This is a genomic window from Williamsia herbipolensis (assembly GCF_036153515.1).
Taxonomy (GTDB): Bacteria; Actinomycetota; Actinomycetes; order Mycobacteriales; family Mycobacteriaceae; genus Williamsia_A; species Williamsia_A herbipolensis.
The window spans coordinates 327,173-346,196 of the sequence record NZ_CP108021.1; the positions used below are offsets into that span (position 1 = coordinate 327,173).

18 protein-coding genes are annotated in these 19,024 nt (G+C 66.5%); 9 read left to right on the top strand and 9 right to left on the bottom strand.

The features are described 5' to 3' along the window. Positions 1-25 precede the first annotated feature (25 nt). Entirely contained in the window at positions 26-1,981 is a 1,956-nt protein-coding gene (gene dxs, locus OG579_RS01465; protein ID WP_328857820.1) for a 1-deoxy-D-xylulose-5-phosphate synthase, read from the top strand. A 16-nt stretch (positions 1,982-1,997) separates the two neighbouring features. On the opposite strand, the gene OG579_RS01470 is transcribed toward dxs, so the two are convergent. Together OG579_RS01470 and OG579_RS01475 are read right to left on the bottom strand one after the other, a co-directional pair. Continuing rightward, positions 1,998-3,323, bottom strand: a complete 1,326-nt coding sequence (locus OG579_RS01470) for a ribonuclease D (protein WP_328857821.1) — start codon at positions 3,321-3,323, stop codon at positions 1,998-2,000. 11 nt (positions 3,324-3,334) lie between these two features. Next, the gene (locus tag OG579_RS01475; protein WP_328857822.1) at positions 3,335-3,928 is read right to left on the bottom strand and encodes a DUF3000 domain-containing protein; all 594 of its coding nucleotides are present in this window, start codon (positions 3,926-3,928) and stop codon (positions 3,335-3,337) included. 133 nt (positions 3,929-4,061) lie between these two features. On the opposite strand from OG579_RS01475, the gene hemE reads away from it, so the two are divergent. Genes hemE through hemQ form a run of 3 tightly spaced genes read left to right on the top strand, consistent with a single transcriptional unit; the run spans position 4,062 to position 7,263 of the window. After that, positions 4,062-5,120 carry a uroporphyrinogen decarboxylase gene (gene hemE / locus OG579_RS01480; protein WP_408068790.1) on the top strand — a complete coding sequence of 353 codons (1,059 nt, stop codon included), beginning with the start codon at positions 4,062-4,064 and terminating at the stop codon, positions 5,118-5,120. Continuing rightward, positions 5,117-6,571 carry an FAD-dependent oxidoreductase gene (locus OG579_RS01485; protein ID WP_328857823.1) on the top strand — a complete coding sequence of 485 codons (1,455 nt, stop codon included), beginning with the start codon at positions 5,117-5,119 and terminating at the stop codon, positions 6,569-6,571. Before hemE ends, OG579_RS01485 begins: the two co-directional genes overlap by 4 nt. After that, positions 6,568-7,263: a hydrogen peroxide-dependent heme synthase gene (gene hemQ, locus OG579_RS01490; RefSeq protein WP_055788771.1), complete on the top strand. Its 696-nt coding sequence runs from the start codon at positions 6,568-6,570 to the stop codon at positions 7,261-7,263. Before OG579_RS01485 ends, hemQ begins: the two co-directional genes overlap by 4 nt. Positions 7,264-7,307: 44 nt before the next feature. On the opposite strand, the gene msrB is transcribed toward hemQ, so the two are convergent. The 4 genes from msrB to OG579_RS01510 form a co-directional block, all read right to left on the bottom strand. Beyond that, the gene (gene msrB / locus OG579_RS01495) at positions 7,308-7,745 is read right to left on the bottom strand and encodes a peptide-methionine (R)-S-oxide reductase MsrB (RefSeq protein WP_045822566.1); all 438 of its coding nucleotides are present in this window, start codon (positions 7,743-7,745) and stop codon (positions 7,308-7,310) included. Beyond that, complete coding sequence (locus tag OG579_RS01500) at positions 7,742-8,902, bottom strand: glycosyltransferase family 87 protein (RefSeq protein ID WP_328859120.1); 1,161 nt, start codon at positions 8,900-8,902, stop codon at positions 7,742-7,744. The genes msrB and OG579_RS01500 overlap by 4 nt, the downstream gene beginning before the upstream one ends. A 137-nt stretch (positions 8,903-9,039) precedes the next feature. Then, on the bottom strand, positions 9,040-10,632 hold the full coding sequence (locus OG579_RS01505) for an alpha/beta fold hydrolase (RefSeq protein WP_328857824.1): 1,593 nt from the start codon (positions 10,630-10,632) through the stop codon (positions 9,040-9,042). A gap of 32 nt (positions 10,633-10,664) precedes the next feature. Beyond that, positions 10,665-11,414 (bottom strand): pyrimidine reductase family protein, encoded by a 750-nt coding sequence (locus OG579_RS01510; RefSeq protein ID WP_328857825.1) that lies wholly within the window; start codon positions 11,412-11,414, stop codon positions 10,665-10,667. Positions 11,415-11,448: 34 nt separating this feature from the next. Here OG579_RS01510 and zapE point away from each other — a divergent pair, with 34 nt between their 5' ends. Then, positions 11,449-12,462: a cell division protein ZapE gene (gene zapE / locus OG579_RS01515; protein WP_045822569.1), complete on the top strand. Its 1,014-nt coding sequence runs from the start codon at positions 11,449-11,451 to the stop codon at positions 12,460-12,462. Between the two features lie 21 nt (positions 12,463-12,483). On the opposite strand, the gene OG579_RS01520 is transcribed toward zapE, so the two are convergent. Further along, positions 12,484-13,032: a GNAT family N-acetyltransferase gene (locus OG579_RS01520; RefSeq protein ID WP_328857826.1), complete on the bottom strand. Its 549-nt coding sequence runs from the start codon at positions 13,030-13,032 to the stop codon at positions 12,484-12,486. 146 nt (positions 13,033-13,178) lie between these two features. On the opposite strand from OG579_RS01520, the gene OG579_RS01525 reads away from it, so the two are divergent. Further along, a complete protein-coding gene (locus tag OG579_RS01525) occupies positions 13,179-13,634 on the top strand; it encodes a hypothetical protein (protein ID WP_328857827.1) in 456 nt (151 codons plus the stop codon). 143 nt (positions 13,635-13,777) lie between these two features. Here OG579_RS01525 and OG579_RS01530 read toward each other — a convergent pair whose 3' ends face one another. Continuing rightward, complete coding sequence (locus OG579_RS01530) at positions 13,778-14,074, bottom strand: putative quinol monooxygenase (RefSeq protein WP_328857828.1); 297 nt, start codon at positions 14,072-14,074, stop codon at positions 13,778-13,780. 569 nt (positions 14,075-14,643) lie between these two features. Between OG579_RS01530 and OG579_RS01535 the strand changes: the two genes are divergently transcribed. After that, entirely contained in the window at positions 14,644-15,483 is an 840-nt protein-coding gene (locus OG579_RS01535) for a hypothetical protein (RefSeq protein ID WP_328857829.1), read from the top strand. 14 nt (positions 15,484-15,497) lie between these two features. On the opposite strand, the gene OG579_RS01540 is transcribed toward OG579_RS01535, so the two are convergent. Beyond that, entirely contained in the window at positions 15,498-16,397 is a 900-nt protein-coding gene (locus OG579_RS01540; RefSeq protein WP_328857830.1) for a hypothetical protein, read from the bottom strand. A gap of 493 nt (positions 16,398-16,890) precedes the next feature. Here OG579_RS01540 and OG579_RS01545 point away from each other — a divergent pair, with 493 nt between their 5' ends. Then, positions 16,891-17,190: a hypothetical protein gene (locus OG579_RS01545; protein ID WP_328857831.1), complete on the top strand. Its 300-nt coding sequence runs from the start codon at positions 16,891-16,893 to the stop codon at positions 17,188-17,190. Then, entirely contained in the window at positions 17,183-18,346 is a 1,164-nt protein-coding gene (locus OG579_RS01550) for an LPO_1073/Vpar_1526 family protein (RefSeq protein ID WP_328857832.1), read from the top strand. Before OG579_RS01545 ends, OG579_RS01550 begins: the two co-directional genes overlap by 8 nt. Positions 18,347-19,024 lie beyond the last annotated feature (678 nt).

Here is a 19,024-nt window from a genome sequence, read left to right on the forward strand (position 1 = left end):
CGTCACCATGCTGGAAGGAGCGTCGATGGGTGTGCTCGAGAGGATCGATTCGCCGCGAGATCTCGCGGGCCTCACCGCAGCGGAGCTCGAGGAGCTCGCCGCGGAGATCCGTACCTTCCTGATCGACAAGGTGTCGGCCACCGGCGGGCACCTCGGCCCCAACCTCGGCGTCGTCGAACTCACCCTCGCGATCCACCGTGTCTTCGACTCGCCGTCGGACGCCGTCATCTTCGACACCGGACATCAGTCCTACGTCCACAAGATCGTCACCGGCCGACGCGACGCCTTCGACACCCTGCGTCAACGCGGTGGTCTCACCGGCTACCAGGAGCGTGCCGAGAGCGAGCACGACTGGGTCGAGTCATCGCACGCGTCGGCCGCGCTGTCCTACGCCGACGGTCTGTCCAAGGCGTTCGAGCTGACCGGCCACCGCCGCCACGTGGTCGCGGTCGTCGGTGACGGTGCGCTGACCGGCGGCATGTGTTGGGAGGCGTTGAACAACATCGCCGCCGGCGACCGCCCCCTGGTCGTGATCGTCAACGACAACGGTCGCTCGTACGCCCCGACCATCGGCGGTCTCGCCGACCACCTCGCGGGCCTGCGGTTGCAGCCCGGATACGAGAAGTTCCTCGACGAGGGTCGCCGCATGCTGACCGGCGTGCCGGTCGTCGGGTCGGTGGCCTACGCCGCGCTGCACGGCATGAAGAGCGGCATCAAGGATTTCCTCGCGCCGCAGGCGATGTTCACCGATCTCGGCATCAAATACGTCGGCCCGGTCGACGGGCACGACCAGTCGGCGCTCGAGAGTGCCCTGGCGCGCGCGAAGTCGTTCGGCGGCCCGGTGATTGTGCACACCGTCACCCGCAAGGGGATGGGCTACGCCTACGCCGAGAACGACGAGGCCGACCAGATGCACGGCATCGGCATCATCGACCCGCTCACCGGTCGTGCGACGAGCGTGCCCCCGCAGGACTGGACCTCGGTGTTCTCCGCGGCGCTGGTCGAAGCCGGTTCCCGGCGCGACGATGTCGTGGCCATCACCGCGGCCATGGCCGGGCCCACCGGCCTCGCCCCGTTCGGGGCGAAGTTCCCCGACCGGCTCTTCGACGTCGGCATCGCAGAGCAGCACGCACTGACCTCGGCGGCGGGGCTCGCGCTCGGTGGCATGCACCCTGTGGTCGCGATCTACTCCACGTTCCTCAACCGCGCGTTCGATCAGTTGCTGATGGACGTCGCGCTGCTGAAGCAGCCCGTCACCCTCGTCCTCGACCGCTCCGGTGTGACCGGGCCCGACGGCCCGAGCCACCACGGCATGTGGGATCTGTCGCTCATGGCGCTGGTGCCCGGCCTGCGCGTCGCGGCGCCTCGCGACGCCGTCCGTCTCCGCGAGGAGCTCGGCGAGGCACTCGACACCGCCGACGGCCCGACGGCGCTGCGTTACTCCAAGGGTGCTGTGCCCGAGGACATCCGGTCGATCGAGCGACTCGCCGACGGCACCGACGTCCTCTACCGCTCGTCGAGCACGGGTCCGGCCGACGTCCTCGTCGTCGGGGTCGGCGCGTTCTGCGCGTTGGCCGTCGACACCGCGGGCCGTCTCGCACAGCAGGGCATCGACGTCACCGTGGTCGACCCCCGGTGGGTGTTGCCGGTCAACGACTCGATCGTCGACCTCGCGCGACACCACCGTCTCGTGGTGACCCTCGAGGACAACGGGGTGCACGGCGGCGTCGGATCGGCGATCAGCGATCGACTGCGCCGAGCCGGTGTGGACGTGCCGGTGCAGCAGCGCGGCATCACGCAGGAGTTCCTGGCCCACAGCAGCCGCAACGAGATCCTCGGCGACCTCGGGCTCACCGCGCAGGATCTCGCGCGCACCATCACCGCCACGGTGTCGACGATGCAGTCGATGACGCCGATGGGCGATGACGTCACCGCCGGGAAGAACGTCTCCGTCGACTCCGACGTCACCGCCGAGAACTAGTCGCGAGACGTAGGTCTCAGCTCGCCGGTTCGGCGTCCGCGGGTGCGTCCGGTTCCGGTGGCGCCGTGAACGCCGTGAACATCAGCGGCGTGCACAGCTCACGTTGCCATCGCCGTGCACCACCGCGGGTGAGGCGTTCGGTGATCGCGTCGAGAGTCACCGGTTCACCGACGCCGTCCCAACAGATCTGACGCATCAGGTCGGGCTGCAGCAGGTTCTCCACCGGGGTGCCCACACGCTCGGAGAGCTCGGCCAGGGCGGTACGGGTGGCCGACAGGCGTTGTGCGGCCTCGGGATTGCGGTTGGCCCACCGGTTGACCGCGGGCAGCCCGGCACCGCCGGCGTTGCGCGGGGGGAGATCGGCGTCGGCGAGTCGGCGGGCCCGGTCGATGGCACCGAACCAGCGGCGCGCGAGGCGGCGCTGACGGTGGCCGCCGAACACGGGGAGTCGGGTGAGATCCTCGGCGGTCGCGGGGGAGGCCTGCGCGGCGGAGACGATCGCCGAATCGGGCAGTACCCGGCCCGGCGCGATGTCCCGTTCGATCGCGAGTTCCTCACGGGAGGACCACAGTTCGCGGACGATCGCCAGTGCCCGGGTCGATTTCACCGTGTGCAGCGACGACGTCCGGCGCCACCGGTCGACCCTCGGCGGCGGTTCGGGTTTCGTGCGGACGTGTTCGAACTCCTCGGCCGCCCACTCGTCCTTGCCGGCCGCGACGAGGTCGGCGGCGACGGCGTCGCGTAGCTCCACCAGCACCTCGACGTCGAGGGCGGCGTAGTTCAGCCAGTCCTCGGGGAGCGGTCGGCGTGACCAGTCGGCGGCGCCGTGCCCTTTCACCAGTCCGAGGCCGAGATGGTGGGCCACCATGGCCGCGAGGTTGACCCGGGGCAGGCCCAGGAGACGTCCGCCGAGTTCGGTGTCGAACAGGTCGGCGCACACGAAGCCCAGTTCGCGCAGGCAGGGCAGGTCCTGATCGGCGGCGTGCAGGACCCATTGCGGTCCGTCGAGGGCGGCGATCACGCCGCCCAACGCGTCGGGGTGGTCGATGGGGTCGATGAGGAAGGAGCCCGAACCGCGTCGGCGGATCTGCACGAGATACGCCCGACCGGAGTAGCGGAAGCCCGACGCGCGCTCGGTGTCGAGGGCGACCGGTCCCTCGCCCGCGGCGAGACGTGCCGCCGCCTCGTCGAACTCGGCCGGGGTGCGCAGTACGGGCGGCACGCCCTCGGCGGGCTGGGTCAGCGGGGTGATCTCCGGTTCCGCGGCCGCCTCGGGGGCGTCCGAGGCCGGCACGGAACCGGGATCGGGCGCTGTGGGATCAGACGCTGTGGGATCGGTCATGGGGCGACCACTCAGGTGGCCGCGCCGCCGACACCGAGGTTGGTGACACCGGTCGGCGGCAGACCCGCCGCCGACGACAGCACCTCGCAGAAGGCCTCGACGTGGGCGGAGAGGTCGGTCCCGGTGGCGGTCCAGGACGCACGCAGCTCGAGTTGGTGTGCCCGGGGCGGGCCCGAGATGTCGCCGTAGCGGACCGATGTCGTGGAGGTGACGGTGCCGCCGAGGGCGGTGATCTCGGTGACCGCCAGGGCGTCGGCCAGCCAGCTCCACGCGACCTCGGGGAGCAGGGGATCGGTGGCCAGTGCTGCCTCGACCTCGGCCTGGACGAACGCGACGAGACGCATCGTCCCGTTCCAGGCGTCCTGGCCGTCGGGGTCGTAGAGCAGGATCAGTCGTCCGAAGGCGCTGCCGTCGGAGTCGGTCGGGATCTCACCGTCGGGTTCGGGTTGGGTGACCTCGGCGCCGATGGCGTGGCTGTAGGGCGCGAGGCGCTGGGGCGGACGGATGCTGCCGACCTCGATGTCGGGACGGATCCGTGCCGCATGCATCGAGTCGACCGCGCTGCGGAAATCGACAGGCTCCGCGCAAGCCCCGGGTGAGGTCACACCGGAGACGGTAGGCCGAACGGACTCTCCCGTGCCGGAGGCGCGCCGTCGTCACAGCCGGAGGCGCGCCGTCGTCACAGCCGGAGGCGCGCCGTCTGCGGAGTGGGTCGCACATGGCAGCATGAATTCGGTGATGACTCCCTCGATCCCCGACCACGTCCGACGGATGCCGTTGATCGCCGCCGCCACCGGCGACCGACCGTCGCGCCGGCCGGTCTGGTTCATGCGTCAGGCAGGCCGCTCGCTGCCGGAATACCGCGAGCTGCGGGTGGGGCGCGGGATGCTCGAGTCCTGCTTCGACGCCGATCTGGTCACCGAGATCACCATGCAGCCTGTCCGTCGCCACGATGTGGACGCCGCGATCCTCTTCTCCGACATCGTGGTGCCGCTGCGCGCGGCCGGTGTCGATCTCGACATCGTGGCCGGCACCGGGCCGGTGATCGCCCACCCGGTCCGCGACCGCGCCGCGGTGCGCGCTCTGCCGCGCCTCGACCCGAAGTCGGTGGGGTCGGTCGCCCATGCCGTGGGCAACATCCTGGGTGAGCTGCCCGAGCACACCTCCCTCATCGGGTTCGCGGGCGCCCCGTTCACCCTCGCGTCGTACCTCGTCGAGGGCGGGCCCAGCCGTAACTACGAGCGCACCAAGGCCCTGATGCACGGCGAGCCGGAGGTGTGGAACGAACTCGTCGGCGCGCTGGCCGACATCACCATCACCTTCCTTCGCGTCCAACTCGAGGCGGGCGTGCACGCGGTGCAGTTGTTCGACTCGTGGGCGGGGATGCTCTCGCTGGCCGACTACGAGCGGTTCGTCGCCCCCCACAGCCGTCGGGTCCTGGCCGAGGTCGCCGATTTCGGCCGTCCGCGCATCCACTTCGGCGTGGGCACCGGGGAGCTGCTCCACGCCATGGGCGAGGTGGGCGCCGATGTCGTGGGCGTCGACTGGCGGATCCCTCTCGACGTCGCCGCGCGACGTATCGGATCCGGGAGAGCAGTGCAGGGCAACATCGATCCCGCGGTGCTCTTCGCGCCATGGGAGGTGGTGGAGGGCCACGTTCGCCGCGTCGTCGCCGAGGGTGACGCCGCTGTCGCGGCCGGTGCGGCCGGCCACATCGTCAATCTCGGTCACGGCGTGCTGCCGTCGACCGACCCGGATGTGCTCACGCGGATCGTCGAGCTCGTCCACACGTTGTGACCTCCCCGACGACCACCATCGCGGGCACCGGCGCAACCGTGCGTGTCGCGGTCGTCGGTGCCGGTGTTTCCGGGCTGGTGGCCGCCTACCGGCTGCGGCAGGCTCTGGGTGCGGAGGCGGTGATCGACGTGTTCGACGCATCCGACACCCCCGGCGGTCTCCTCGCCTCGCGCCGACTCGACGGGCAGCTGCTCGATGCGGGCGCCGAGTCGTTCATCGTGCGCCGCCCCGAGGCCGTCGGCCTCGTCGAGGAACTCGGTCTCGCCGAAAGGGTGGTCAGTCCCACGTCCCGTCGTCCCGCGATCCTGGCCGGCGGGCGGTTGCGTGACCTGCCGCGACCCACCCTGATGGGGATCCCGGCCGACGCCGATCAGGTCGTCGACCTCGTCGATGCGGTCGATGTCGAACGGATGCGCGGCGACGTCGGTCGCCCGATGGACTGGACGACCGGCTCCGATCGCTCGGTCGGGGAGCTCGTCGCCGATCGCTTCGGGCGCTCGGTCGTCGACCGCAGCGTGGACCCGATGCTGTCGGGGGTCTATTCGTGCCGCTCCGACGACATCGGTGTCCGGGCGTCGCTACCGGCGTTGGCCGCCCGGCTCGACTCCGGCGCACCGGATCTGACCACGGCGGTGAACGGACTGCTGCCGCCGCCTTCGACGGCTCCGGTGTTCGGTGCGCTCGACGGCGGTTACCGGTTGCTCGTCGATCGCCTGGTGCAGGCCGGTGGCGCGACGATGCATCTCGGCTCGCCCGTGTCGTCGGTGGACGCCGACGGTGCCCGGTGGACGGTGACCCTCGACTCCGGACCGCAGAGCTCCCACGACGCCATCGTGATCGCACTGCCCGCGCCGGCGGCGGCCACGGTCGTCGCGCACGCGGCCCCGCAGGCGGCGCGTGGTGTCGCGACGGTCGCCACGGCCAGTACGGCGCTGGTGATGCTCGCGATCACCCCCGACGTGGCGCTGCCCGAGCATTCGGGCGTGCTGATGGCCACCGGTGAGGCCACCACGGCGAAGGCGATCACCTTGTCGTCGCAGAAGTGGGCCCACCTCGCCTCCGACGGCGGGCCGGGGCTGGTACGCGCCTCGTTCGGACGCTACGGCGATCCGGTCGATCACCTCACCGACGACGACCTCGTGAGCGCGGCGGTCGCGGATCTGGCCACGATCGTCGACCTGGCCGGTGGATCGAGACCGCTCACCGCCGCCGACCTGGTCGACTCGACGGTGCAGCGGTGGCCGGTGGGGTTGCCGCGGTACGCGCCGGGCCATCGGGAACTGGTGGCCTCCGCGCTCGCCGACGTACCGCCGGGCCTGGTGTTCTGCGGCTCCACCTACGACGGTGTGGGCGTGCCGGCGTGCATATCGCGCGCGGGTGTCGCGGCCGCGCAGGTGGTGACCCATCTCGCCGACCGGGGCCCACACGGCGGTGGCACGATGGGGTCATGACGCGACTCGATTACGCCGAACTCAACTCCACGGTCCGCTACCTGATGTTCTCGGTCTTCGCCGTGCGTCCGGGGGAGCTGCCCGACGACCGGGCCGACGTGATCGCCGAGACCCGTACGTTCGTGGAGAAGCTCGAGACGACCGGGGTGGTGGTGCGCGGTCTCTACGACATCGCCGGGATGCGCGCCGACGCCGACTTCATGATCTGGTGGCACGCGGAGAACATCGAGGACCTGCAGCGGGCCTACGCCGATTTCCGGCGCACCACCGCGCTCGGTCGGGCCAGCAACGCGGTGTGGAGCAACGTCGCGCTGCATCGTCCGGCTGAGTTCAACAAGAGCCACCTGCCCGCCTTCATCACCGGCGAGGAGGCCGGCGCGTACATCTGTGTGTACCCGTTCGTGCGGTCGTACGAGTGGTACCTGCTGCCCGACGACGAGCGTCGGAAGATGCTCGCCGATCACGGGATGGCCGCGCGGGCCTACAAGGACGTGCGTGCGAACACCGTGTCGTCGTTCGCGCTCGGCGACTACGAGTGGCTGCTGGCGTTCGAGGCGCCTGAGCTGCACCGGATCGTCGATCTCATGCGCGACCTGCGCGCGACCGAGGCCCGCATGCACGTGCGCGAGGAGACCCCGTTCTTCACCGGGCCGAGGGTGCCGGTCGAGCAGTTGGTGAGCTCGCTGCCCTGACCAGCGGGCCCTGACCGACGGGCCCTGCCCGGCGGCCCGAGGTGTCAGGCCTCTTCGAGCCGCATCGAGATGCTGTTGATGCAGTACCGAAGGTCGGTGGGGGTGTCGTACCCCTCGCCCTCGAACACGTGGCCGAGGTGGCTGTGGCAGTTGGCGCAGAGCACCTCGGTCCGCTTCATGCCCATCGAGCGGTCGACCTTCTCGATGATCGCCTCACCGGCCAGCGGGCTGAAGAACGACGGCCAGCCGCAGTGGGATTCGAACTTCTGGTCGCTGCGGAAGAGCTCGGCGTCGCAGGCCCGACAGCGGTAGACACCGGTGGTCTTCGTGTCGGTGTACTCGCCCACGAACGGGGCCTCGGTGCCGGCCTGGCGCAGCACGCGGTACTCCTCGGGGGTGAGCTTCGCGCGCCACTGCTCGTCGGTCAGGCCCGCGGCATCGGAGACGGGGGTCGAACCGGCGGTGTTGGAATCGGTGGTCATGCCTCCACGGTAGCGCGCTGCTCCCGCAGGTCGAGCCAGCGGAACAACAGCACACAGAACACCGCGATCATCAGCAGCGACCAACCCCAGGTGACCTTGTTGTACTCGATCGCACGCCCGAACGCGGCCCACCGAGTCGACAGGAACGAGTCGAACGTCATGCACCCGGCGACACCGAGCCACGCCGGCCAGTTGCGCATCACCGATCCTGGCCGGACGACGGTCATGAGCAGCGGGAACAGCAGCATTGAGTAGTAACCCTGGCCGAGCGACAGCACGAGGAACGACGTCGCCAACAGGACACCGGACGAGGTCGCCATCCACAGCAGCTCGTCGGTGCGGCGGTACTGCGTGTAGAGGAACCACAGGCTGAACACGGCCATCAGCACGAACGCGATGCGCAGCACGTACAGCAGCCAGGGCTGCACGCCGAAGTACGCGCCGTTGCCGGCGATCGAGCTGTTGTAGTAGTCGCGGGCCTCGCCGAGGTAGGGCACGGTCCGCTTCACGAAGTCCATCGGGTCGGCCGTGAGCGGCCAGGCCAGCGCGGTCAGCACCAGCGGCACGCCGACGGCGCCCACGAACACCTTCCACTGCCGCGAGAGCAACGGCAGCAGGAGGAGAACGGCCAGCACGGGTTTGACGGCGAACGTGATCCCGAGCGGGACACCGGCCCAGAGGTCCTTGCGTTTGAGCGCGAGGGTCATGAACAGGACCTCGCCTAGCAGCACGAACGAGTTGAAGTTCGTGAAGATCAGGGTGTGCGAGACGGTCTCGGTGCAGAAGAAGAAGAACAGCACCGCGGGGAAGGCCACCGACGACGCGGAGAACCCGAACAGCTTCACGAGGAAGTACGCCGCGGCGATCAGCGCGATCACCGACACGACGATGAACAGCCAGCGGGCGCGCTCGGGGTCGATGTAGGCCAGCGGCGCCATCAGCAGCGTCCCCGACGGCGGGTAGAGGTAGTGCGGGTCGACGGTGTTGTAGTTCTCGCCGTAGACCGCCTGGCCCCGGAGGAACGCCAGGCCCGCGTTGTACACCGGGGTGAAGTCGTCGGTCCGGTCGCCGTTGACGCCGAGGATGAGAGAGCGGTGGATGATCATCAGCACGGTGATCGGCCACAGCGCGAGCGACACGATCCGGGCGGTGTCCATCGTCGGGAACAGCCGCCGCGAGGTCAGGTCGGGTTCGTGGGCAACCGGCACCGACGAACCGTACTACGGCACCGACGGCCGAGGGCGCAGGGGGACGAAGGCGGTCGGACGCGCCGCGGTCCGCCGCGGCCGTGATGTCAGGACGGGCAGGCGCCGGTGTCGGGGATCTCGCCGGACTCGGCGTACCGCGTGACGATGTCGGCGGCGCAGTCGGAGTGGGCGGCGACCGAGAAGCCGAGCCCGTCCCACGTGACGGTGCTGGTCTTGGCACCCGCCGAGACGAACAGCGGCTCGAGGGCGCCCGCACCGGTGCCACCGTTGATCGTGTCGTCACCGCTGGTGAGCAGGAGGACGGGGACGTCGAATCCGCTCGGTCGAGGCGCGGCGGGGCCGGCCGGCCACCCCGAGCAGCGCAGCAGCGACAGGGCGGTGTCGGTGCCGGTGAACCGGTACTGCCCGCTCCACGACGTGACGAGGGCGCCGATCTCGTTCTGACCCACCGGCTGCGAGGTGTCGTTGCACCGCGACAGCAGCTGTCCGTCGGTTCCACGGAGTGCGCGGGCCCGGGCGGCGGACTGGGTCAGCCCACCGACGTCGCCGGCGATCGCAGACGACAGCAGTCGGGACACCCGGGCCACGGTGCTCGTCCGATCGGTGGTCGTGACCGCGAGTTCGGTGGTGATCGCGCTGAGGACGTCGGCGTCGGAGAGGGTCGCGAGCCGCCCGGCCGCTGCGCGGTCGATCAGCGACAGGATCGCGGCCCGTGCACCGGTGCCCAGTGAGCAGTTCGCGGATGCACAGTCGGTCGCGAAGGTCGTCAACGCGGCGTCGGTACCCGCGGCGACCTGTTGCGCGCGATCCCGTGCCGACGCCAGGTAGGCGGGGGGAGTGTCGAGCACGAGCCGTGCGACCCGGTTGCGGTAGAGCCCGGCGTAGGCCAGGGCGACATCGGATCCGGCGCCCACCCCGACGATGCCGATCCGGTCGACACCCCAGATCGTCCGCAGACGTTCGAGGTCACCGGCGGCGTTGGCGGCGGTGTAGGCCAGCTGATGCGGGCTGATCGTCTCCGAACAGCCGTCGGAGGCCTCGGCCGCGGTGGTCGCCAGCCGGGTCTGCCGTGGTCCGACACCGCTCGCGGCGTCACTGCTGTCGAAACCGTTGTCCAGCAGGGTGTTGCGTTCGCGCACCGTCAGGCAGTCGAGCGGCGAGCTCGCGCCGGTGCCACGTCGGTCGATCGCGACGAGGGGATGGGAGGCCAGCAGGGTGCGGCCAGGGCTGTTCGCGACGAGGACAGCGGTCAACGCCGACGGGATGTCGCTGCCCGAGGTGAGCACCAGCGGCGCGGCCGACGCCGGGGTGCTGGTGAGTCGCACCCGCACCGCGGCCACGTCGACGGCGTCGATGGTGGCGACCCCGGGGGTGATGCTGGCCTGGAAGTCGGCGCACTCGATGCGCACGTCGGCGGCCGTCGCCGACAACCCGTAGCGACCCGCGACGTCGTCGGGACACGTCCGCCAGCCGAGATCGGTACGGGGTGCGTTCAGTGCCGGTGCGGCCGGCGCCTCGGTGCTCGCGGCGGGGCCGCCACCACCGCCGCCGTTGTCGATGACCAGACCCGGTCCGGTGTCGGGACCGACGGCACATCCCGCGAGCAGGGCCCCGACGATCGCGAGGGCCACGACCACGGTCGCCGATCGCGGGGACCGGAGCTGGGGGACGCGAGGCATACCGGCGAGCCTAGTCATCGCCGCGGGAGCACTCAGTTGTCGTCGGAGGCGGCGGTGCTCTCGCCTCGCTCGCCCCGTACCCACCGGGTGAAGAGGAAACCCTCGTCGTCGGCGAGCACGTGTGCGCGGCGCAGGCGACGCGTGCCGCCGGTGTCGCCGTGGGTGATGCGCCCGGCGTCCCCGCCGATGAGGGTGGGGCCGGTGGTGAGGCACAGCTCGTCGACGAGATCGTCGGCGAACAACGCGGCGAGCAGACCGGGCCCGCCCTCGCACAACACCCGGGTGCGACCGCGGTCGGCGAGGTGCGCCAGCGCGCGATGCAGGTCGACGTCGTCGGTCCCGCAGTCCAGGAGTGTCGCGCCGGCCTCGACGAGTCGGGCACGTCGGTCGGCCGGTGCGCCCTCGTGGGTGAGGACGACGGTGCTCGCCGCGGTGACCGCGTCCTGGTCGGCGTCGAGGTGCAGAGATCCCGACACGATCGCCAGCGTGGTGATCGACGGGTCGTCGCCCTCGGGATCGATCGGGCCGTACCCCTCCTGTGTGACCGTGGCCGAGCCGACGAGCACCACGTCGGTGAGGTCGCGCAGCAGCCCGAACACCTGCTTGTCGCCGTCGCCGCCCAACCCGGCCGAGAGGCCGTCCGCGGCCGCCGCACCGTCGAGCGAGGTCACCATGTTGGCCCGGACGTGACACGTGCCGGCGTCGGTGGCGGGGTAGGCGTAGAGATCGGTCAGGGTGTCGCGGTCAACTGTGAGCTGAGTCGCTTTCTGCAAGAGGTACACCAGGTCATTTCTACGGCGTCGCTAGTGTCGGCGCATGACCGCACGTCTGAGCGACCGCTCGCCCCAGGTTCCGCCGGAGGAACTGGTGGACGAGATGGTCCCGCCGACGATGTTCGACGAGGTCAGCTTCGACAGCTACATCCCCGACCCGAACGAGCCGTCGCAGTCCGCGGCGGTGGCGAGCTGCCGGCAGTTCGTCGAGCGGGCTCGCGGGGCACGGGCGGGCAAGCGGAAGCTGTTCGGGAAGAAGACCCCCGGGCAGGGCATCGGCCTGTACCTCGACGGCGGCTTCGGCGTCGGCAAGACCCACCTGCTCGCGTCGATCTACCACGAGATGCCCGGCCCGAAGGCGTTCGCCACCTTCGTCGAGGTCACCCACGTCGTCGGTGCCCTGGGCTTCACCGCGGCCGTCGATCGCCTCAGCGACCACAGCGTGATCTGCATCGACGAGTTCGAGCTCGACGATCCGGGCGACACGATGTTGGTGTCGCGGCTGCTCACCGAGCTCACCGCCCGCGGTGTGTCGATCGTGGCGACGTCGAACACGCTGCCCGGCCAGCTCGGCGAGGGACGCTTCGCCGCGCAGGACTTCCTGCGCGAGATCCGCAAGCTCGCGGCGGTGTTCGAGACCGTGCGCGTCGACGGACCCGACTACAGGCATCGCGACCTGCCGCCGGCGCCCGAACCCCACACCGATGCCGAACTCGCCGAGCTGGCGGGCAAGACCGAGGGCGCGACCCTCGACGACTTCGACGAGCTGTGCAAGCATCTCTCGACGCTGCACCCCTCGAAGTACAAGGCGCTTGTCGAGGGCGTCACTCTGGTCTGCGTGTCGGGTGTGCACCCGGCCCCCGATCAGACCGTCGCCCTGCGCATGGTGGTGCTCGCCGACCGTCTCTACGACGCGAACATCCCGTTGATGGTCTCGGGGTCCAAGCTCGACGAGATCTTCACCGAGGAGATGCTCGCCGGTGGCTACAAGAAGAAGTACCTGCGTGCGACGTCGCGGTTGCTCGCGCTCTCGCGGTTCGCCGAATCGACAAACTGACACCCGCTCCGCTGCACACCGTCAGCGCAGTGCGCGGACCATCACGAAGTCGCGCTGCTCATCGCCGTTGAGCCAGAACGACTTACGGCCCACCTCGACGAACCCCGCCTTGCCGTAGAACCGTTGCGCCCGCAGGTTGACGTTGCTGACCCCGAGCCACACCGCGACGCTTCCGCGCTCGGCGCAGGCCGAGACCGCGGTCGACATCAGCTCGTGTGCCACACCGGCGCCGTGCGCCCGCGGCAGCACGTACATCTTCGACAGTTCCGAGACGGGCCGTTGCGTGACCACCGCCCGTACCTCGGGATCAGTGGGGTCACCGTGCAGAACGAGTGAGTACCCGACGATCGCGCCGTCGACCCGGGCGACCACCACGTCGCGGTTCTCGTCGGAGAGATGATCGCGGAAGTGCGCCGCCGTGAGGTTCTTGCCGATGAAATCGGCCGTGTCGGCGTCGGTGGTGCCGGGGGGACAGGCAAGCGGGAACGTCACCGCTGCGACGTCGGCGAGTTCGGTGGCGTGATCGGGGCAGGTGTCGATCATGACGATCACATCGGTGGGCACGGTCACCGATTCCAGCACACGGCGCCGTCGATCCCGCCTTCGCGGTCCGTCCGTACCACTCAGAGCCGCCGTGTCAATCCCGTTGTCCACAGCGAAAGGCGCTGTGGACAACACTTTTGGCGAGACGACCTCGCCGGCGCACAGTGCAGGGCATGACGACACGACGCACGCTCCCCGACCCGATGCCCGACGTCGCGACGGCCTCGCAGGCCTTGCACACCGACCAGCTACGGGAGGGATGGCACACCCTGATGGGTCCGCTCGGCTTCTCCGAGACCCTGCTCTGGTTCGCGTTCGTCGACGCGACCGGACATGTCCTCCCGGCCCTCAACCAACTTCCACTCGACGGTCCACCCGACCCGTTCCTGGCCGACCTGCTGTTCTACCGACTCTCGGAGGTCATCGACGGAGACGACGTCGTGAGCGTCGCGATGCTCATCACCCGGCCCGGGGTGGATACGATCTCGCCCTGGGATCGCGGATGGGCCCGGTTGTTCTCCGCTGCCGCCGAGCTCGCCGAGGTGACGATCGAGCCCATCTTCCGGGCCAATGACGCCGATGTCGTCGAGGTGCGCGATGACGGGACCGTGACGCGTTCCGTCGCCTGAGGGTGTCGCCACGCTGATCGACCGGACATTCGTTCGCGCACTGCGCAATTGCCAGTCCGAATCCTCCGCGTCTCCCTACCGGCTGCGGTGCCCGGTCAGGACCGACCAAGAGGATGCGTCGGGTCCTGAACGGTCACCGGAGATCAGAGCTTGCTGGCGAGTATGTCGAGGTAGCTGATGTCGGGTGGCGTGGAGAAGAGTTCCTCGGCGCGTTCGCCGAGCGCCTTGCCGACCGGTCCGTTGAGGTGGGTGTCACGGGCGTCGTCGTCGGGGAACGCGTCGATGATGCCGTAGGTCGAGGGACCGAACTGTACTGCGAACCAGGGCTTCGTGCCGGGCTCCTGCTCCACGAGGGGCAGCGCCGATCGAAGGAAATCCTCCACCGCGCCCTCTTTTCCGGGTTTGGCTTCGAGTCGGACCAGTAGCGCTTTGTTGACCATGGCGGATCTCCTGTTTGAAGTTGTCGGACGTCGTCCAGCATCACACCATCGATCGGTAAAGGGAAGGATTCACGAGCCCGTATTCACGCAATACTGTCCCGCCTCCGGTAATCGTGAAAATTAGAGAGGAGACTGGCCGGTACAGAGAACGGTCGTGTCCGCAGGACGATCGGCGTGGTCCGCCGAGGCGCCAGGATTCATTGCGTCTCAGCGTTTTTGAGGACCGACTCCGCGAGTTGGAGTTGGCTCGACTGCGGGCGGCGACGCCCCCGATGTGGCCGACCGTGCCTGCCGATGCGTCACGCCGTAATGCGCGGACTGTGATCGAGGCCCGCCGAATGACTCGCTCGCCAGCCGAACCCGCCCCTGCGCTCGATGGGAAGCGCACCCACGTTCCGACGCCAACGGTTGTGGGTGACGTCGTTGACCTTGACGCGGTCATGGCGCGGCAGGTGGCTGGGCCGGACTGCTCCTGGTGGGTGCAGGCTGCGGGTCGCTGCACGTAACCACGAGCAAACCGGTGCAGAAGCACACTGCTCTGTTCTGCTTCATCCCCCATACTTCGAAGGATGGACTACACCGACCCGACGACCGTCTATGAAGGCGGAACCAGAAACATTGCACCTCTCGGCTCGCGCGCAATTGCGACTACCACTTTGCCCATTTATTCTGGTTTTTCTCTAACAATTGTGGACACTAATGGCACCTCGCTTAACGAACGCATTGCAGGCGTTGCGTTCATTGATCGGGCGCACCGGATAGACGACTACTATGAGGAATCAGACCTACATACTTGCCTCCTAGGGATGCTCTATCACGTCAACAACTTGGTTGATCAGTACGTTTGGGCCTGTCGATATTTTGATGAGCTACACCCAAGACTGCGTTTACCTGACGATCAAGGAAACACTTCGAATCCGCGTGTGTCTTTCGAGGTAGCCGCCTTCATAAGCGCCGCCCGCCGTGTGTACGAGGTGATTCGCAAAATAATCTGGAAAAATTATTATCCGGCCAAAAAGTCTGCGTCACGCTGGCGATCGTTCGAATCTATGATGTCAGCCCTAGCGGCGGGGGCGGACATTAGTCCGGATTTTATCGATGTCCTTACGCAAAGTTGGGCGGAGCACGGGTCGCGCCTGAAGGCTTACCGCGATTCGGTCGCGCATGCCGATCCGCTCGATAACGGTGGCCATACTTGCTGGATGAACCAGGTGGATGGACGTTGGCGTATGACGTATCGCCTACCGGCAAATCCGGAGAGCAAGAGTCGGCGGCAGTTCGATTTCAGGGCTGGCCCCGACGCCCTGACGTATTGCTGGCAGACTGCTTGCCATCTGGTGACTCTTTCCGAGTTCGTAATCGGGTACGGCCGTATTGGCGAGTTCATCGCGGACGGGCCAGGTGTTTGATTTGAGGAAAAGTCTCAGGCCGAAGCTAACCGCTCTCGAGCGAACATGATAACGTCTCCCGACCAAGTCGAGTAGCTGAACTTGAGCGGCGGTGGATCGTTCGTTGTACGCTCGCTCGTCAGTGCGCGAACGCCGTCAAGTCCCGCGAAAATTGAATCAAACTCCCGAATAGTCGCGCACGCTGCATCGAGTTGGGGATAGAGATGCGTATTGATCCGCTTGTTCGCCTCTGACACAAGTGGAATTGCCTCATTGATCAGTTCGAGCACATAGGGGTTTTCTCCTAGGTCGACTAGCTCTGCGCGGAAAGAATCGCTTATCCTGTCATTAAGCTCAATGATTGCGCTTAAGTCGACTCTGGGCATCGTGACTGCCTGACGCTCATTATTGCTGTCCAAAAAAGCGGTTGCCGATATTGATATGGTTTCGAGAGTGTGGTGGACCATTGTGTTGCGTGTGTGCCATAGTATGCGATAAGCCTGACTTTTATCGTAAAGCCTTGTGAATATTTTACGCACTTTTTTGTGGACTGAAGAGTTTTCGCCAAATCTCTCAACGACTTCTCCATTTATATGTTCCTGATGCATATGCAAAGCGGAGCATAGGGTCAAGACGGCACCGCGCATTCGGATTCCCATCCGGACAACATCGTCAGGTTGAGTGAAGTTCACCTGTCCTGACTTTAGTTCTTCTACGTCTTGCTCGATAACCCGGATGAAGTCTTTTAGCGTCTGGTTAACGTAAGCGGCTATGCTTGTGTGGAGCAGTCGCTCGACTAATTGATAGTCGGTTCGATATCGATCGTGATCCGCTTTTGATAGTTCTCTTACTACTTTAAATCCGACTTTCGCTGTAGGGTCCGGACTGTCACCAATGAGCATTGCGGAGAAGAATGGTTTCATCACTGACGTCATCTAGATTTCCTTCCGGGGGTGCGGGGTAGTCGCAGGGTTGCGCCTTGTCTCCACTTTCCGAACGATCGTACGGAACCGGGGCCGAGCTGAGCGAAGGGTGCCTTAGAGCTGGCCGGCGAAGCGGGTGGGTCGCGCTTCGATTTAGCGGCGTGCGTCGTACAGCTCGGAACGTCGGTCGTGGATTCGCCGCTGCCCGTGTTGCAGCTTCGCGAGGCTATCGATCTGACTTACTAAAGCATCGGCGGCACGGTCTAGCTCTACGAGAAAGTATCGCGCCTGCAAAACGTCGGACTCAACAGTTGTGTCCATCGATCAGACGCTAGCCCGACTCCATCGACGCCGCGCTTGTACAGGGGTCCCGGATATGTCGCCGTCCTGACGCGCCCGGGGTCTCCTCGGCCCGCGACGAGTACCTGCGACCGTATCCGTCCACGCAGACACGACGATTTGCGAAGCGCAGTTCTATCCGATTCACCCGTTAGCATCGACCCTCATGAACATGGAGCGATCCGCCTGGGCCGGGACTACCGTTTTCGGCTCCGTTGCGGTCTACCTCGCGCTCGTGCCGGTGTCGTCCCAGATCGGCAAGTGGGGTGTAGTGGCTGTCGGCGCTGCCGTAGTCATCGGTTCACTGCTGGTGTTTCCGTGGAAAACCGCGGCGAACGGTGAACCGAGCGGCAGGTTGATCAACGCACTCAAAGTCGGGGGCAGTCGCAATCAGGTGCAAATCCTCGGTGACGACTCGACTGGACTCCAGGCTGGCCGAGACATCGTAGGCAAGCGCGATGAGTGAAGCAGGTCGTCTGCCGCGCAGACAAGAGCAGGCCGCCGATGGTGACAACGCATCAATGACCCAAGCCGGACGCGATATTTATTACACGACGAACAACTATGGAAGTGATGTCTCACAGATAAGGGAGATTGCAGAAGAGGTGGTTCGCTCACAAGCCCCCGCGATAGCCGCTGAGGCTAAAGCCCTGTGGGAGGATTCTGCTCGCGAGATTACTCTTTCAATTGTCGAGGAAGTGATTCGGGATTCTCCAGAGGCACTCTCTGCTTTCGCCGCCCCGCGCGTCCAGATTGCTCTCGCTGCCGCGCAGCAAGGTTACGCATCGTCACCCGACGATGATCTGCGTGAGGTGCTTACATCGCTCGTCGTGGGCATTGCACGCGAACCCGCGCGGACGCACCGCGATCTATTGCTCAAACAGAGTCTCGACCTAGCTCCCAAGTTGTCGCGGCGGCAACTGAACACCCTTACGATCCTGGCAATATTCGAGAGAACCCGGTACCAAAACTGCGATGGTCCGAGGGACATCTTGGAAAAGACTGAAGAGCTTCTCAGGCCATTTGCAGGCGACGTTGTTGGCTACGAAAGCGAGCTAAATCACGCAGCCGGTCTAGGGTGCGGTGATCAGGTGCAGCTGACCGGTGAAGATTTCGGGGGCGAGCGTTCCTCGATTTTCAAAGCTTTTTTCCAAACGTATAAAGCCGACTTGTACGAGGATTTTCCTCTAAAAGACGTTGATTCGACTCTTGACCCATCGGAAGCAATCGCGGAGGGCTTGATAAGAGAGGTCGATTCGCCAGACAGTGCACTTCAAGAATCGGTCGGGTCGACAAAACATTATCGGCTTAACCAAGAGATGGTTGACGAGTTAACTTCTCTGAACGGAAAACTGCCACAAGGAAACTATGTAAAACGTCAGATTGTGATGCAGATGCAGGATTCGTGGGTGTCGGAAGAAGCCTTTGTCTCGATGATAAGAGAGCAATTCCCGGTGATGTATACCGCACTGCAAAACATGGACAAGGCTGAGATCTTCAAGTTTCGAATCAGCGCCATTGGGCGTATCCTGGCTGTCGCGAATTTTTCCGCGCACCACCCGGAGATAAAGAATCAATTCGAGAAACTTCTCTTGACGCCCTTGGAACGCGGCGAGGCATAGGGATGCCGGGGCATTGGTGACCTCCCAAGCCTGACCTCCCAATTTTCCGCTGACCGTCGTCACCCCACGCCTGACCGCCCCCATTCACGCCGAAGGCGCGGGGGAACCAGGTATGACCACCGTCGACATTGATCAGATGTGGAGGTGGCGCGTCTCGCCGGTTCGGGACGCCTTGCGCTTGTCAGCACCTACCGGGGCAGGCTGGTTACGGTCGGGCCTGCCGAGAGAGAACCACCTGGTACGTCTCAGGATCGATTCCCACCTCCCCGCGATGTTCTGGACGGCCGAGTTTGGCGTCGGGGTGTAGCTGGGTGGGGTGGAGAAGTCTGGTCCGCGCAATTCGAGACACGGGAACGAGTCTCATCGCAGAGAATTCGTATCGTGTCCGCGATAGCCGAGGGCACATGGCGGCACTGCGATGGGCCGCGTCCCATTGACTGTGATGCGGCAGCCACGCCGGATTGGCGTCACCGACACCACACCCGACGAGCCTGGCCAGGACCGCGCCCAGCTCCCAGCCACGTCGAACCGACTTAAACCGCCCCACCAGACCGGCAGCGGCGGCAAGATCGTCAAGCCCCACGACGTGTGGGCGACAAGACCGACCACGATCGCCATCGCGACTGTCAGACAGCCTTGGTAGTAGGTGGCGTCCTTCACCGCCCACACGGCGTGGAC

Bases quoted from the DNA above. Each gene is read 5' to 3' on its own strand.
- OG579_RS01530 (WP_328857828.1), bottom strand. From the start codon at position 14,074: ATGGTCAACAAAGCGCTACTGGTCCGACTCGAAGCCAAACCCGGAAAA.
- OG579_RS01550 (WP_328857832.1), top strand. From the start codon at position 17,183: ATGAGTGAAGCAGGTCGTCTGCCGCGCAGACAAGAGCAGGCCGCCGAT.
- OG579_RS01505 (WP_328857824.1), bottom strand. From the start codon at position 10,632: ATGCCTCGCGTCCCCCAGCTCCGGTCCCCGCGATCGGCGACCGTGGTC.
- msrB (WP_045822566.1), bottom strand. From the start codon at position 7,745: ATGACCACCGATTCCAACACCGCCGGTTCGACCCCCGTCTCCGATGCC.
- OG579_RS01525 (WP_328857827.1), top strand. From the start codon at position 13,179: ATGACGACACGACGCACGCTCCCCGACCCGATGCCCGACGTCGCGACG.
- zapE (WP_045822569.1), top strand. From the start codon at position 11,449: ATGACCGCACGTCTGAGCGACCGCTCGCCCCAGGTTCCGCCGGAGGAA.
- dxs (WP_328857820.1), top strand. From the start codon at position 26: ATGGGTGTGCTCGAGAGGATCGATTCGCCGCGAGATCTCGCGGGCCTC.
- OG579_RS01545 (WP_328857831.1), top strand. From the start codon at position 16,891: ATGAACATGGAGCGATCCGCCTGGGCCGGGACTACCGTTTTCGGCTCC.
- OG579_RS01500 (WP_328859120.1), bottom strand. From the start codon at position 8,902: ATGGACACCGCCCGGATCGTGTCGCTCGCGCTGTGGCCGATCACCGTG.
- hemQ (WP_055788771.1), top strand. From the start codon at position 6,568: ATGACGCGACTCGATTACGCCGAACTCAACTCCACGGTCCGCTACCTG.
- OG579_RS01535 (WP_328857829.1), top strand. From the start codon at position 14,644: ATGGACTACACCGACCCGACGACCGTCTATGAAGGCGGAACCAGAAAC.
- hemE (WP_408068790.1), top strand. From the start codon at position 4,062: ATGACTCCCTCGATCCCCGACCACGTCCGACGGATGCCGTTGATCGCC.
- OG579_RS01470 (WP_328857821.1), bottom strand. From the start codon at position 3,323: ATGACCGATCCCACAGCGTCTGATCCCACAGCGCCCGATCCCGGTTCC.
- OG579_RS01540 (WP_328857830.1), bottom strand. From the start codon at position 16,397: ATGACGTCAGTGATGAAACCATTCTTCTCCGCAATGCTCATTGGTGAC.